Raw genomic sequence first — 14,996 nt, forward strand, 5'->3', positions numbered from 1 at the left:
GAGCTGGAGGATGCATGCGGGAACTGGTGGTCCGGAACTGTTCTGTCCTGGTGGTCCCGGAGGTGGGGGAGTGCCGCGTTGACGAAGCGCAGGACATCCACATCCGGGACGGCGCGATCACTGCGATCACCGCCACCGGCGCGCAGCCCGACGGCCTGTTGGATTCCGCTGACGCTCGGTCGGCGGATGATGTCGAGGTGCTCGATGCGACCGGTCTGCTCGCCGTGCCGGGGCTGACCAACTCGCATACGCATAGTCCGATGGTGATGATGCGGGGCGCGGCCGAGGATATGTCGATCGACGACTGGTTCAACCGCAAGATCTGGCCCATGGAGGTTAACCTCACCCCTGAGCGCGTGAAGGTCGGTGCGCGTCTCGCCTGTGCCGAAATGCTGCTTGCGGGGGTCACCACTTTCGTCGACCACTACTCCCACGCCGACCAGATTGCCGAAGCGGCCCTGGAATCCGGCATCCGCGCGGACCTGGCGCCCACCTTTTTCTCTTCCACCGGCACAGAGGGACGAGACGCCGCGTTCGCCGCAGCCCGCGAGATCCGCACCCTAGGTCTATCGGTCGCGAACGGCCGCCCTCCGCGCATCACGGCCAGCCTCGGCCCGCACGCGCCGTACACGGTTACCGACGAAGACCTACGCCGTACTGCGGAAGTCGCGCGAGCCGAAGGATTCCGGATGCACCTGCACGCAGCCGAAACCGAGGATCAAACTCAATCGTCGATCGACCGCCTCGGCGTCACTCCGATCGAGGTGCTCGCGCGAACTGGCGTACTCGGAGCCGGCACCCTCATCGCCCACGGCTGCGGCATCCGCGACTCGGACCTGCCACTGATGGAACCCTTCGCCGACCGTACGGCGATCGCCTGCTGCCCCAAGGTCTACCTCAAGCTCGCGATGGGCTCGACCACTCCCATCAAGTCCCTCCAGTCGATCGGCATCCCCATCGGCATCGGCACGGACGGAGCCGCCGTCCACAACACCCTCGACGTCTGGGAGTCCCTCCGCCTCGTCGCCCTCACCCAGAAACAACGCGAACAGGAAGCCGAGTGGATGACCGTCTCGGACACCCTCCGCCTAGCCACCCGTGGCGGTGCCACCGCAGCCGGCCTCACCCACCTGACCGGCGCCATCGAACCAGGCCGCCGCGCCGACATCGCCCTGCTCGACCTCGCCGCTCCCCATCACCAGCCGATCCACGATCCCCGCGCGAGCCTCGTCTACTCCACCCGCGCCAGCGACGTAGTCCACGTCCTCGTAGACGGCGACGTGGTAGTCCGCAACCGAACCCTCACCACCGTCAACCTCCCCGACATCATCGAAGACGCCCGATCCCTCGCCCACACCCTCGTAGACCTCTCCGCCAACTCCACCATCCAGACCTACGCCCCGTGAACCCCCAGCACCTCGGTCCCGCGAACCCCCCAGCACCTCGGTCCCGCGAACCCCCCAGCACCTCGGTCCCGTGAACCCCCAGCACCTCGGTCCCGTGAACCCCCAGCACCTCGGTCCCGTGAACCCCCAGCACCTCGGTCCCGCGAACCCCCCAGCACCTCGGTCCCGTGAACCCCCAGCACCTCGGTCCCGCGAAACCCCCAATGCCTCGGCCCCGCAGGACCTCACCCTCGGACCCACGACGTACTAGGCCTGAGTCGGCGAGTCGCCTTCGCAGAACTTCCGCACTGCTTGGAGTTCGTCCTCGATAATCTTCAGTTGATCGGCGACGGCCGTTTCGGGGGTGCCGGCAGGAAAGAAGATCGTGAACTGGTACTCGCTGCCGTCCCCGTTCGGCAGCACCCGAGTGAACCCGCCGACCCGGTGGTCCTGCGCGCGAAGAATGTCGACCGTCCCGTGCTCCCGCGAACCACGCACGATGAGCCTCAGTTGATCGGTGCCGTTGTCCACCACCCACTCATCACCACTGGGCTCGATGGTGGGCGCGAACCCAGGTGCCCAGCGAGGCAGGTTCCGCGCATCAGCGACGAAGTCGAACACCTCGGACGGCGTTGCAGCAATGGAGATCGTCCGCGTCTCGGCGCGGCCCGCAATAGTAAGCATATGTAGATCATATGCTAATGCGTACGATATGCTACTGTTTACCATGACCGAGTGGAACGCGAAGACTTCGGAGCCCTGCTAGCTCAGGTGATGCGCCGCGTCATGGACGCCGAGCGCCCCATCCTCACCGCCCACGGCCTCTCCATGTGGGCTTACAGCGTTCTCTCGCGCCTGGCAGACCGCCCGATGGAAACGCAACAGGCTCTGGCAAAGTCCATCGGCTACGACAAGTCCCGCCTGATCGCCCTCTTGGACGACCTGGAACGCGACGGCCTACTGACCCGCCAGCCCGACCCCTCCGACCGCCGCGCCCACACCGTCACCCTCACTCCGGCCGGCAAGGCCCGCCTCCACGCCGCCAAGACCGACATCCACGCCATGGAAGACGACCTCCTCGCGCCCTTGAGCCCCACCGAGAAGCGCCACCTGCTGTCGGCCCTGCCCAGACTCGCCCAAGAACCGTGACCAGAGGCATGCACAAACGAGCCGGTCCCCGGCTACCGAAGTAGCCGAGGACCGGTCGTTCGTACTACGGGTTAGTTGACCGTGAAGGACTTGGCGGGGGAGACCGCCGTCGCGTGGTCAGCGTCGGCCTGGAAGACGACGCGGTAGGTGTAGGTGCCCTTGGCCGTCGGCTTGATGGCGAAGGCGTAGTTGCCGGTGGTGTTGAGCTTGGTCGAGGTGATGGTTGACCAGGTCGAGCCACTGAGGCGCTGCAGGTAGACCGGCGAGCCGGCGTGCTGCGGGCGGACGTAGCCGTAGAAGTTGGTCGTGGCACCGAGCTTGATCGTGGCCGGGGAGACGTTCGACGTGATGGTCGGACGAACCTCGACGGTGAAGTTGCCGGTGCGGGAGCCCAGCAGATCGGCTGAGCCGTTGTAGCCCCAGGCGAACACGGTGGAGACCGAGGGGGCGTAGCCGACGACGCTGAAAGTGCCGTCTGCGGCCGTGGTCTTGCGGGTGATCTCGCGCCATACCGTGCCGTTCTTGTCACGGCCGTAGAGCGAGATCGGTACGCCGGCCAGGGCCGCGTGCGTGTCGATCCGGGTGACCTTGCCGCCCAGCGTGACGCCGCCACCGAAGTCGATGATCGACTTGTCGGCGGTCAGCGACGTCGAGCTGCCGATCAGCTGAGTGGTGGCAGCAGTGGCGCTGTACTTGCCGCTCCGGTCCTTCACCCAAGCGCTGAAGGCGTAGCTGGTCGCGTTGGCCAGGCCGGTCGCCGTACCGGACGTCGTAGCGCCAGCAGCGTAAGCGGTGCCGGCAGTCGGCGACGCAGGCGGAGTGGTTCCGGCTGCGCCGCGTACGACGACCTGGTCGAGGTCGGTCAGACCCGGCAGGGTCCAGCTCAGCGCGGCCGTGGTGTAGGCGCCGGTCGCGTCGAAGCCGGTGACCGCTCCGGGAGCGTTGTCGACCGTGCGGAACACCGAGGTGAAGTTCTCGCCAGTCGCACCGCCGGTCTCCTGCACGCCACTGACCGAGATCCGGTACGGCGTGTTGTCGAGCAGGTCCGCCGTCGGCGTGATGGTGATCTGCTTGGTGTCGGCCGCGTACTCGGCAGTGCTCGGCACAACCGCGCCGGTCTTGCCGTTGAGCAGCCGGACGGTGCTGTCGATGACGCTGGCCGGCGACAGGTCGGTCGCGGAGGTGATGACCGGCTTGACGCTCAAAGCGACACCGGTCGAGTACTCCGGCACCGACGAGTTCTGCACCCAGGTGTGGTCGAAGGCCGCGGGTCCGGCCGACGAATCGGCGTACGAGACGGTGTAGGCCCGGCTGTCACGCGACCCGTTGTAGTTGCGGACCGAGATGTAGTTGTCGCCGGCCACCAGGTTGACGTTGACGCTGGCGGTCACCGGCTCCGGGTTCTCCGGCTCGGAAGCGACCTCATCGCCGCCGATCTGCTGGAGGTCCTTGTCGTACACCTTCACGACAGGGGCGAAGTTCTGAGCCCGGTTCAACCAGTCGTAGGTCGGGCTGGTGACGTTGATCGCCACGCTGCGAGCTGCCGCGCTGGTGATCTTGTACCAGTCGACGTCGCCCTCGATGCCTGTCGCGCCGGTGATCGAGCTGCCGGTGATGGCAGTGGCGCGAGCCGGTACGTCGTTGCCGTCCGGTCCGGCGCTCCAGAACTCGGGCGCCCAGGCGCCACCGAGAGCGTTGTAGGCGTCAAGGATGCCGGCGCCGTAGAACGGGTCGAGACCACGCGGGCCTGCGTCACGGGCAGTCGACTTCAGGCGGTCCATGATCTGGGCCGGCGTATAGCTCGGGAACTTGTTCCGCAGCAGCGCCGCGACGCCCGCGACCATCGGGGCGGAGAACGACGTGCCGCTGTTGGTCCAGTACGGCAGGTAGCCCGCCGGGGTCAGGCCGCGCGGGCCGGTGGAGATGATGTTCCAGCCGGGGGCCGCGATGTCGACCCAGTCGCCCTGGGTGCTGAAGCTGGTCAGCGCGCCGTTGTTGTCGGTCGCGGCGACCGACAGGACCTCGGGGTACGACGCGGGGAAGTGCGGCACGTTGACGCCGGTGTTGCCGGCCGCCGCCACGACGACGACGCCCTTGGCGACCGCGGCCTTGACCGCGTCGTGCAGCAGGCTGTCGTCACCGTCGCCGCCGAGGGACATGTTGATCACCCGGGCGCCGTTGTTCGCGGCCCAGTTGATGCCGGCGATGATGACCGAGTCGGGGCCGGAGCCACTCGAGTCGAGCACCTTGACCGGGAGGATCTTGACGTTCCAGGCGACACCCGCGACGCCGGCACCGTTGTTGGTGTTCGCGCCGATGATGCCGGCCGTCATCGTGCCGTGGCCGTTGTTGTCGTTCGGCGTCGTGCCGGGCTGGATCTCGTTCCGCCCGGCCAGCACCCGGCCCGCGAGATCCGGGTGACCGGCGTCGATGCCGGTGTCCAGTACGGCGACCGTCTGCGCACCTGCCGTCTTGGTCAGGTCCCATGCCTGCGGCATCCGGATCGCCGACATCGCGCCGGCCTGGTCCGAGCCGTAGTACGTGTCGTTCGGTACGGCGGACGCGGTGCGGATGTAGTCCAGGGACGCCTTCTCGACGCTGGCGTCGGCCTTGAGCGCCTTCAGCATGTCCGGCGCTGCCTGGTCGCTGGTCACCGTGACGAGGTCGGTACCGACGGCGGCCGAGGACCGGCTCTTGACCTTGCCGAGTGCCCTGGACTTCGCGGCGGCAGACGCGGTCTTCTTGAACTTCACGAGCACCGTGTTGGGCGCGTACGCGTCCTTGGCCGGCTTCGCGGTGCGCGCGAAGGTGGGCTTGACGGCGTACGGGCCGGGTTTCGGCTGAGCGGCGTTGCCGGACGAACCGGTGATGGTGACCAAGGTGGCAGCTACCAGAGCAGCGGGCACAGCAAGGCGCAGCAGATGAACTGGGCGGATGGGCACGGACCCCCCCAAGGGTCTCAGAGTGACTTTGTTGCAGGAGTATCTCAGAGGGTGGGAGCAACTTTCCCGACCGCTGGATTGTCAAAAGCTGCAATTTCGCTCCGACGTCCCGGCCGGACCGCCTGAACCGGGCGGGATTGAGCTATAAGGCGAGGAGAACCATGAAGTACATGCTGTTGATCCGCCCGGACGTCGATTTCTCCGGCGAGGTGCCGGCCGAGATGGTCGCGGCGACCGTGGCCTGGGTGGAAGAGATGACAGAGCGTGGCGTCCGGTTACACGGTGACGCGATCCGGCCCGCGTCCGAGGGCGTCGGCGTCAGTCGCCGGGCGGGCAAGGTGATCACCACCGACGGCCCGTACGCGGAAGCGAAGGAGCAGATGGGCGGCTACGACATGCTCGAGTGCCGCGACCTGGACGAAGCGATCGAGATCGCCTCCAAGCACCCGGTCGCCGAGATCGGCGTAGTAGAGGTACGCGCAGTCGCCACAATCGAGTAGCTGTTGCCCACGGCCCCGTCCTGCGGGGGCGCTGGTTGCCCTGGGCGCCCGCACTGCGCGGTACCGGCTTCTGGGAGGGGAGCCACCCTTTCGAACAAGACAACATGGTCAGCGCACCCCGCCCTCAACCGACAGGCGTGCGCCGAGCCGGTACCTCAGGCCTGTGAGCCGCGGTGACGCCGACGGAGGGGCACGCCGATCAGTGCGGCGACAGGTCCGGCAGCGAGCAGGATCGCCAACGCGGCATAGCCGTAGTTCAAGGCCGCCGCGGTGGCGATACCTGCCACCAGCAACGGTCCGCCGGCGTCGCCGAGCTCGCGGCCCAGCTCCGCGGTGCCCATCGTCTGACCGAGCCGAGCCTCCGGGGTCGAGGCCGCAAGGGCAGCGAACCCCACTGGCGTGATCAGGCCCGTCCCTGCGCCGATCAGGACCGCCGCGAGCAGAATCCCGGCAACGCCCGGCAGGGTCGCGCATCCCAGCCCGGCCGCCGCGAGCGCCAGGCCGCCGCCGAGACCGATCCGAGCGGTCAGGCGCCCGGCATCCAGGGCCCGCCCGGCCCACGGCTGGACCAGCGCGGCAGTGGCGGCGAGCACCGAGACCGCCGCACCGGTTGCGATCGTCCCCAGACCTGTCGCCGCCCCAGTGACCGGGAGAAAACCGACACCCACCGACAGGGCCGCAGTCGCGCCGGCCAGGGCGGCAGTCGGTCGCAGGAACGCTGGATCGGTGACCCGGCGAGCCAGGTCGAGCACCGTCTGCCGCTTGCGTGGCAGCGGCGGAATTGCCGGCACGGCCACCAATGCCCAGGCCGCAACCAGCAGACCGAGGACAGTCATCACCGCGAACAGCAGGCGGAACCCACCCAGCCACACCAAGGCGCCACCGAGCAGCGGGCCGAGGGTGTAGCCGATGCTCTTGTAGAACCCATAGCTGCCGAAAGCGCGGCCGTGCTTGGCGGCCGGGTTCAGTCTGGCGACCAATGCCGAGGCCGCTGGTGAGAACGCCGACGCCGCCGCGCCCTGGCCGAGGCGGGCTGCCCACAGCCAGCCTGGACTGTCGGCGAGCACGTACAACCCCGACGCCAAGGCGAAGCCGACCAGGCCGGCCAAGAGCACGGGGCGAGCGCCGACCCGGTCGGCGATGGTGCCGAACACCGGCTTCAACACGACCTCTGCGCCGTCGTACAGGGCCAGCAGCACGCCTAGCGTCAGCAGCGATCTGACCGCGTCGTCGGAGAAGCCGCCGAGGTTGGCAGCGACCGCGTGCGCGCCGAACGCGGTGGTGAATCCCGCTGCGTACAGCGGCGACATCCGCCGGCGTGATGCTGCTGCCTGGCTCGAAACCGGTTCAGTCATACCCCATTGGTACCTGGCTGACTGGATCTAAGGTGGGGAGCCCCTCACCCCCACCACCTGAACTCGTCCCAGAACCAGTTCCTGCACCACCTCAGGTGCAGCATCTGAAGGCGTCTGAGGTTGGGGTTGGCTGCTGGGGGGAGTGAGGTGGTGACGGTGGGTGGGGGGAGTGTTAAGGGGGCGTATGGAATTTCCCGGCTGTGATTGCGGAGGGAGGGACGCGGGAACCTATGGGTGGAAACTCGACGGGAGTTGTGACGGTGAGCGGGCGCTGGGGGCGTCGACAGCCGCGGATCTGTTGCTCTGCGCAAGGTGACAGGAGCCGTGCGTGAACCTCGTCGATTTGCTCTGGCCGCACCCCCCGCGGGCATGGCACGATCGGCCGTCGGGGGAGATACGTCACCAGGGGGCAGGCGAATGGCGAAAGCCAAGCGGGCGAACCACCGGACCGGTTCGGAGCGTGTTGACGAACCGGGTTGGGAGGCTGCGGCCGTCACCGGGAGTACTGTCCCGGACGCTAACGGGTACACCGGGCAGAACGGTCATGGTGGCAACGGTCAGGGCAGTGACGGGCAGGGCAGCAATGGGCAGGGCAGCAATGGGCAGGGCGGCAGCGGTCAGGCCGCGGAGGGTTCGCAGGGCGCTCGGCAGCAGCACGGCTCGCAGAACGGTCAGCAGCCGCAGAACGGTCAGCAGCCGCAGAACGGTCGCCAGCCGCTGAACCAGCAGGCCCAGGGCCGGCAGGCGCCGGGCGAGCAGGCGCAGGGCCAGGGTCGACAGGGCCAGCGGCCTCAAGACCAGCAGCCCCAGAACCAGCAGCAAGGCCAGAACGGACATGGCCAGAATCGGCCAGGCCAGAGCGGGCCAGGCCAGAGCGGACCGGGCCAGAGCGGGCCGGGCCAGAGCGGGCCGCGGGGGCCGGGGGCTCCGTCCACGCAGGTTTGGCGGACTGTGCAGGCGCCGCAGAACGGGCAGCCCGCGGCGACCGGGCCGGAGCGGGTCGGCGATCTGGATACGCCGGTGAAGGTGGATGAGATCGCCGTCGCGGCGATGGCGCTGTCCCAGAATCTGCAGGCCGCGGCCCGGGGTATGCCGGAGTCCGTTGCCTCGCGTCAGTTCCGGCGCGATCTCGACGAGGCCGCCGACACCTTCCGGGAGGCGGCGAACGAGCTGGAGATGACGGCCGGCAACCTGATCCGCCTTGCCGCGAACGAAGGTCAGAGCTGCGGCGTCACCTGGGGTGACTGCCCGGACCACGGCCTCACCTTGATGAACGTTGGTGACGTGGTCACCTGTCACGTCCTCGGCTGCCACCGCGAGTACGAGGGCGTGATCGAGCGCTGCACGCAGCCTGTCGCCTACCGGGTCGTGGACGCCGCAGGGCCGGCGTTGATGACGTGCGCCGGGCACGCGATCGCCTGCCGCCTGCACCTCGACGGCGCCGTCATCACCCTCGCCACCGACAGCCTCGAACTGCTCTGAGCTTCAGGACATTCTGAGAGGTTGGTCCGCCGGAACGGACCAACCTGCGTCAGAGAGCGGTTACTGGATGCGGCACGAGGTCAGCTGGTCGTTCGCGTTCGGGGTGATGGTGGTGAAGTTCGGCGTGTCCGCCGTCCTGGTCCAGCTCTGTCCGGAGAAGTTGTCCTCGGCAAAGATCGTCACCGACCAGTCGGCCGGAACCCGCACCGACGGCGCCCAATTGTCCTGTACGCCGGCCGCCTGTAACTGGGCTCGAGTGTAGTTGCCTTTGGCAAGCGATTGTCCAGTCGCACCGAGGTAGTCCACGTGCTCGAAGAAGGTCACGCTGCCGGCGCCCTGGCTGGGCATCGGCTGTGTCGGCCTGGTCGCGGTGACCGCGATCTGCCCTTTGAGCATCCGGCCGCCGTCATTCGTCAGCCTCAGGTAGTAGTCGGACGAGCAAGCCGTGCCGTCCTCGTTGAGAGCGCGAATCCCTGACCCGGTGGGGATCCAGGCCGAACTCTCGGGGGTCTTGGCGATCTGGTTGCCCTCGTTGAACTCGTCGAACATCGAGATGTACATGCCCTGCACACCGACCCGGGTCTGACGGAAAGAGTGCTGCCGACGGTGGCTCCGGCGGCGGCGGTGGCCGCTGATGCGGCCAGGAAAGTGCGTCTGGTGAGTGACATGTGCAGGCTCCTGTGGGGCGGGCAGGACTGCGGAGAGTGGCGTGAGCGTACAAACGGGTCCTTCGACGCGCAAGACTTCGCTGCAAAACCTCGACGGAACCTTGCAAGATCATGAGCACTTGCTCTCAAGGATCGTTCCTGTACGCCGGAAAGCGCGATCTCGTCCGCTCCGGGGTGATCTGGCGTTGATCCGAAGAAACTTCCTCGCAACATCTTGACGTGGACCACCCCGCTACTTAGTTTGTTGGCTCAACAGACAAAGTCTGTGACTGGCATCACAGATGCCGTTTTCTCCTGTCGGGGGAGAAGGGGTGGGGTCCGCATGACATTGACCGAGGGAAGTCGTCCGGGCCGCGGTGTGGTCGCTGCCGATCACGTCTCACTCCGGCGGAACAACCTGTCCGTGGTGCTCCGGCACGTGCGAGAGATGGGATCGCGCTCTCGCGCCCGGATCGCCGCCGACACCGGTCTGAACAAGGCGACCGTGAGTAGCCTGGTCGCCGAACTCGTCGAACGCGGCCTCCTCCGCGAAGGTCTTGCCGAGTCCGAACGCGGTGCCCTCGGTCGTCCCGGCCAGCTGGTCGAGCTCGACGGCAGCGGGGTCTGTGGAGTCGGCGCCGAGATCAACGTCGACTACCTGGCCGTCACCGCGCTCGACCTGAGCGGCGAGACCGTGATCGAGCGCCGGTTGCCGCTGGACGTCGCGCACCTCGACCCCGGTACGACGATGGACGAGTTGGCCAAGCTGATCCTCCATGCCGTCGCGGCGGTGGATTTGCGCGGCGGACAGACGGCCGGGGTCACTTTGGCGGTGCCTGGTCTGGTGCAGAGCGCGACCGGTGCACTCAAGCTGGCGCCGAACCTGGGCTGGGCGGAGGTCCCCGTCGTCGAGGCGATGCGCGACCGGCTCGGCCATCCGGCGTACCCGCTGCGGGTCGACAACGAGGCGAACCTGGCCGCACTCGCGGCGTACGCCGAGATGCAGATCGGGCCGGAAGACAAGATCCAGGATCTGGTGTTGCTCACCGGCGCCGTCGGTGTCGGTGGCGGCATGGTCACCGGTGGACATCTGTTGCGGGGCGGACGCGGGTTCAGCGGCGAGGTCGGGCACATGCCGGTCGCACCGGCCGGCGGGACCTGCGGCTGCGGCCGGACGGGCTGCTGGGAGACGGTCGTCGGGCTGACGGCTTTGTTGAACAAGGCAACGGATCCGGACGACCCGGTGCGGGACCCGTCGCTCGATGTGGAGCAACGACTCGCGGAGATCACCAGTCGGGCCGACGCAGGGGACAAGCGGACGCTCAAGGCGCTGGCCGATGTCGGCAGCTGGCTCGGGATCGGTGGCGCGATCCTGGTCAACATCCTGAACCCGGACGTCCTGGTGCTCGGTGGATACTTCGCGGTCCTCGGCCCGTGGCTGAAGAATCCGCTGGAGGTGGCGATCCGGGATCGCGTGATCGCGCCCGAGGGCGGCGGCTGCCGGGTGATCCAGTCGGACCTCGGTTTCACCGCGGCGGTCCGCGGCGGCGCCCAGATCTCCCTGGACCAGGTCTTCCTGGACCCGACCCTCGTCGGCCGCGAATCAACGGGGACAGCCCAATGACAAAGGCCGGCGCGATGACGAGGGACAGCGCGACGACCGCGGTGACGCAGTGACCGATCGGAGTGGGACGAGGAGTGGCGCAATGGGTGGGGCGATGAGTACGGATACGACAGACGAGTTGTTGCGGATGGCGGGGATCGTCAAGGAGTTCCCCGGCGTACGGGCGCTCGATGGCGTGGATCTCGACGTACGGCGTGGGGAGGTGCATTGCCTGCTCGGCCAGAACGGCGCCGGGAAGTCGACGCTGATCCGGGTCCTGACCGGCGCGCACCAGCCCGACGCCGGCACCATCCACGTCGACGGCAACGAGGTGTCGCTGAACAGCCCGACGGACTCCATCCAGCTCGGGATCGCAGCGATCTACCAGGAACTCGACCTGGTTCCGGATCTCACCGTCGCGGAGAACGTGTTCCTCGGCCACGAACCGGCGAGGTTCGGCCTGACCCGGCGGCACGAGACAACGGCCAGGGCTCGCGAACTCCTCACTGGCCTCGGCCACGGCGAGATCCCACCGGGCCGCCCGGTCGGGCTCCTGAGTGCCGCCGGTCAGCAAGTCGTGAGCATGGCAAGAGCGCTCTCCCGCGACGCCCAGCTGATCGTGATGGACGAGCCGTCGGCCGTGCTCGACTCCGAGGAGGTGGCGAACCTCTTCCGGGTGATCCGCGGCCTCACCGCCCGCGGTGTCGCGGTCATCTACATCTCGCACCGGCTCGAGGAGATCCGCGCGATCGGCGACCGGGTGACCGTGCTGAAGGACGGCGCGACCGTCGCGACCGGCCTCGACGCGCGCGAGACCCCGACCGCCGAACTGATCCGGCTGATGACCGGCCGCTCGATCGAGTACGTCTTCCCGCCCCGCGTCGAGATCCCCAGCACCGCACCCGTGGTCCTCGAGGTGGAGAACCTGTCCCGCCCCGGAGAGTTCGCGGAGATCGCTGTCTCGGTGCGAGCGGGGGAGATCCTCGGACTCGCAGGCCTGGTCGGCTCGGGCCGGTCCGAAGTACTGGAGACCGTGTACGGCGCGCGCCGGGCGGCGACCGGCGTCGTACGGGTCGACGGCAAAGAGCTCAGGCCGGGTCGCGTGCAGAGCGCAGTACGGGCTGGGGTCGGGTTGGCGCCGGAGGAGCGGAAGAGCCAGGCGTTGCTGCTCGACGAGGCGGTCTACAAGAACATCACCGTCTCCACGCTCGGCCGGTTCGCCAGCATGGGCTTCCTGAACAGTAGGGCCGAGCGCGAAGCCGCTGAGGAGCTGACCAGGGCACTCGACGTACGACCGGCCGGGGTGGACCATCCAGTCCGCAACCTGTCCGGCGGCAATCAGCAGAAGGTCGTCCTGGCCCGCTGGTTGCTACGCGATTGTCGCGTGCTGCTGCTCGACGAACCGACCCGGGGAGTCGACGTGGGAGCGCGATCCGAGATCTACGCGCTCGTACGCAAGCTGGCCGCCAACGGGGTAGCGATCGTGCTGGTCTCCAGCGAGGTCGAAGAGGTGCTCGGTCTGGCGGACCGGGTCGTGGTGATGCGGGAGGGGCGGGCCGTCCACAGCGGACCCGCGCAGGAAATCGACGAGCACCGGGTCCTGGATCTGGTGATGGAAGGAAGTGCCGTGTGATGAGTGAGGAAGTCGCACGACCCCCGGTGACGGACCAGCCGGACCAGCCGGACCAGCCGGCGGACCGGACAGCATCGACGCAGGCGACTGTGACGCAGGCGCCCGGGACGACCGTCAACCGCGGCGCGGGCATGGCGGGCAGTCTGTTGAGAGGTGGAGTCGGCCGGAACCTCGGCCTGGTGATCGCCCTCGTGGTGCTCTGTATCGTCGGCGTCGCGACCGGTGGGGACCGGTTCGCCAGTGGGGCCAATGTGCTCACCATCCTGCGCCTGGCCGCCGTCATCGGCGTGGTCAGCATCGGGATGACGTTCGTGATCACCGGCGGCGGGATCGACCTGTCGGTCGGTGCGATGGTCGCACTCGCCTCCGTCTGGGCGACCACGCTGGCCACCCAGCAACTGGGTGCCGACTACGGCTGGATCTTCATGGTCAGTACCGCGCTGCTGGTCGGCGCGGCCTGCGGTCTGGTCAACGGGTTACTGGTTGCCTACGGCAAGATAGTCCCGTTCATCGCGACCCTGGCGATGCTGGCCGGAGCGCGCGGACTGGCGGAGATCATCTCCGACCGGAAGACCCAGATCATCACGGTCAACCCGTTCGTCGACTTCTTCGGCGGATCGCTGATCGGCGTACCGGTGCTGGTCTGGATGTTCCTCCTGGTCGCCGCGGCCGGCTGGGTGCTGCTCAACCGGACCACCTTCGGCCGCCGGACGTTCGCCGTCGGCGGCAACGCCGAGGCGGCCCGGCTTGCCGGCATCAAGGTGCAGCGTCACACTGTCGCGCTCTACGTCCTGGCCGGGCTGTGCTGCGGGATCGCCGCGGTGATGCTGATGGCCCGTACGACGACCGGCAGCGCCACCCACGGACAGCTGTACGAGCTGGACGCGATCGCGGCGGTGGTGATCGGCGGCACCTTGCTGTCCGGCGGCCGCGGCACGATCGTCGGCACCGTGATCGGCGTACTGATCTTCACCACCTTGAACAACGTCTTCACCCTGAACAACCTGAGCATCTCCGCCCAGTCGGTGGCGAAGGGCCTGATTATCGTGATCGCGGTCCTCCTCCAGCAACGCCTGGCCGCCCGAGCCACCTGACCGGGGTGGTGGGGTGGGGGTCAGTAAGTGCGCCGCGCCCTAGGTCTGAGCAGTCGCAAGAACCCCTGTAGGTAAAGCATCTCTTTGGAGGACAAGATGTCCGCACGTCCCGCCCGACTACTGATCACCGCCGGCCTGGCCGGCCTGAGTTCGATGGCGCTGATCGCCTGTACCAGCAACACCCCCGAGGCCGAGAAGTCGACCGACACCGGGTCGAAGGCCGCCGCGGTGGCCAACGACGCGCCCGGCAAGAAGGTCAAGATCGGGTTCTCCGCTCCGGCGGCCGACCACGGCTGGATGGGTGCGATCACCAAGGCGACGAAGGCCGAGGCGGCCAAGTACCCCGACGTCGAGCTGGTCGTTGCCGAGGGCACCAACGACGTCAACCTGCAGATCAGCCAGGTGGAGACGTTCATCAACCAGAAGGTGGACGCGATCGTGCTGCTGCCCTTCGACGGCGCGGCGCTGACCGCGGTGGCGACGAAAGCGATGCAGGCCGGCATCACGGTGATCAACGTCGACCGCGAGTTCGACAACTCGTTCGCCGCCCGGACCACCGTCCTCGGCGACAACCACGGCATGGGCGTCTCCGCCGGCACCTACGTCTGCGAGCAGCTAAAGGGCAAGAAGGACGCGGTGATCGCCGAGATCGCCGGGATCGACTCGCTGCCGCTCACCCAGGCCCGCAGTACCGGGTTCAAGGAGGCGCTGGCCGACTGTGGGCTGAAGGTCAGCAACCGGGTCGCGGCCGAGTTCACTGTCGAGTCCGGCGAGAAGGCGGCGGCGAACCTGCTGCAGGCCGCTCCGAAGATCGACGCGATCTGGAACCACGACGACGACCAGGGTGTCGGCGTGATGGCCGCGATCAAGAACTCCGGTCGCAAGGAGTTCTTCGTCGTCGGTGGCGCCGGTTCGGCGAACGTGATGCGCGACATCAAGGCCGGCAACACGCTCATGCGCGCCACCGTCATCTACCCGTCGACGCAAGGCGCTGACGGTGTCCGACTGGCTCGGCTGCTGGTCCAGAAGAAGGCCCTCGGCGACCTGGTGGAGGTCGAGGTCCCGCGTCAGGTCCAGCTGTACGCACCCGTCGTCACCAAGGACAACGTCGACCAGTACCTGCCGACTGCATTTGAAAGCTGAAGGGAAGGAAGGCGCTGGGAGAGACCAGTACCTGCCGACCGCCTTCGAGAGCTGACAAGGAGA

Annotated in this window: 13 protein-coding genes; 8 read left to right on the top strand and 5 right to left on the bottom strand. The window is 67.9% G+C overall.

The annotated features are described in order from the left end of the window. The first annotated feature begins 14 nt into the window (after positions 1–14). Entirely contained in the window at positions 15–1,406 is a 1,392-nt protein-coding gene (locus tag F1D05_RS01010; RefSeq protein ID WP_185445384.1) for an amidohydrolase, read from the top strand. 246 nt (positions 1,407–1,652) lie between these two features. Here F1D05_RS01010 and F1D05_RS01015 read toward each other — a convergent pair whose 3' ends face one another. Then, positions 1,653–2,069: an SRPBCC family protein gene (locus tag F1D05_RS01015; RefSeq protein ID WP_185445386.1), complete on the bottom strand. Its 417-nt coding sequence runs from the start codon at positions 2,067–2,069 to the stop codon at positions 1,653–1,655. A 51-nt stretch (positions 2,070–2,120) separates the two neighbouring features. On the opposite strand from F1D05_RS01015, the gene F1D05_RS01020 reads away from it, so the two are divergent. After that, positions 2,121–2,534: a MarR family winged helix-turn-helix transcriptional regulator gene (locus F1D05_RS01020; RefSeq protein WP_185445388.1), complete on the top strand. Its 414-nt coding sequence runs from the start codon at positions 2,121–2,123 to the stop codon at positions 2,532–2,534. A 71-nt stretch (positions 2,535–2,605) separates the two neighbouring features. Here F1D05_RS01020 and F1D05_RS01025 read toward each other — a convergent pair whose 3' ends face one another. Beyond that, positions 2,606–5,476 carry a S8 family serine peptidase gene (locus F1D05_RS01025; RefSeq protein WP_185445390.1) on the bottom strand — a complete coding sequence of 957 codons (2,871 nt, stop codon included), beginning with the start codon at positions 5,474–5,476 and terminating at the stop codon, positions 2,606–2,608. Between the two features lie 161 nt (positions 5,477–5,637). Here F1D05_RS01025 and F1D05_RS01030 point away from each other — a divergent pair, with 161 nt between their 5' ends. Continuing rightward, positions 5,638–5,976 (top strand): YciI family protein, encoded by a 339-nt coding sequence (locus F1D05_RS01030; RefSeq protein ID WP_185445392.1) that lies wholly within the window; start codon positions 5,638–5,640, stop codon positions 5,974–5,976. A 155-nt stretch (positions 5,977–6,131) separates the two neighbouring features. Here the strand turns inward: F1D05_RS01030 and F1D05_RS01035 are convergent, their stop codons facing one another. Together F1D05_RS01035 and F1D05_RS01040 are read right to left on the bottom strand one after the other, a co-directional pair. Further along, positions 6,132–7,331, bottom strand: coding sequence for an MFS transporter (locus tag F1D05_RS01035; protein WP_206686024.1), 1,200 nt, complete (start codon positions 7,329–7,331; stop codon positions 6,132–6,134). A 399-nt stretch (positions 7,332–7,730) separates the two neighbouring features. After that, the gene (locus F1D05_RS01040; RefSeq protein WP_185445394.1) at positions 7,731–8,168 is read right to left on the bottom strand and encodes a hypothetical protein; all 438 of its coding nucleotides are present in this window, start codon (positions 8,166–8,168) and stop codon (positions 7,731–7,733) included. A 114-nt stretch (positions 8,169–8,282) separates the two neighbouring features. On the opposite strand from F1D05_RS01040, the gene F1D05_RS01045 reads away from it, so the two are divergent. Next, positions 8,283–8,813: a hypothetical protein gene (locus tag F1D05_RS01045; protein ID WP_185445395.1), complete on the top strand. Its 531-nt coding sequence runs from the start codon at positions 8,283–8,285 to the stop codon at positions 8,811–8,813. Between the two features lie 60 nt (positions 8,814–8,873). On the opposite strand, the gene F1D05_RS01050 is transcribed toward F1D05_RS01045, so the two are convergent. After that, positions 8,874–9,374: a hypothetical protein gene (locus F1D05_RS01050; protein ID WP_246486348.1), complete on the bottom strand. Its 501-nt coding sequence runs from the start codon at positions 9,372–9,374 to the stop codon at positions 8,874–8,876. Between the two features lie 429 nt (positions 9,375–9,803). On the opposite strand from F1D05_RS01050, the gene F1D05_RS01055 reads away from it, so the two are divergent. The 4 genes from F1D05_RS01055 (at position 9,804) to F1D05_RS01070 (ending at position 14,933) form a co-directional block, all read left to right on the top strand. Continuing rightward, entirely contained in the window at positions 9,804–11,084 is a 1,281-nt protein-coding gene (locus F1D05_RS01055) for an ROK family transcriptional regulator (protein ID WP_185445397.1), read from the top strand. A gap of 94 nt (positions 11,085–11,178) precedes the next feature. Beyond that, on the top strand, positions 11,179–12,696 hold the full coding sequence (locus F1D05_RS01060; protein ID WP_246486349.1) for a sugar ABC transporter ATP-binding protein: 1,518 nt from the start codon (positions 11,179–11,181) through the stop codon (positions 12,694–12,696). Further along, positions 12,696–13,790, top strand: a complete 1,095-nt coding sequence (locus F1D05_RS01065) for an ABC transporter permease (protein WP_185445399.1) — start codon at positions 12,696–12,698, stop codon at positions 13,788–13,790. The genes F1D05_RS01060 and F1D05_RS01065 overlap by 1 nt, the downstream gene beginning before the upstream one ends. A 96-nt stretch (positions 13,791–13,886) precedes the next feature. After that, positions 13,887–14,933: a substrate-binding domain-containing protein gene (locus F1D05_RS01070; RefSeq protein WP_185445401.1), complete on the top strand. Its 1,047-nt coding sequence runs from the start codon at positions 13,887–13,889 to the stop codon at positions 14,931–14,933. Positions 14,934–14,996: the final 63 nt, after the last annotated feature.

This window comes from Kribbella qitaiheensis (assembly GCF_014217565.1).
Taxonomy (GTDB): domain Bacteria; phylum Actinomycetota; class Actinomycetes; order Propionibacteriales; family Kribbellaceae; genus Kribbella; species Kribbella qitaiheensis_A.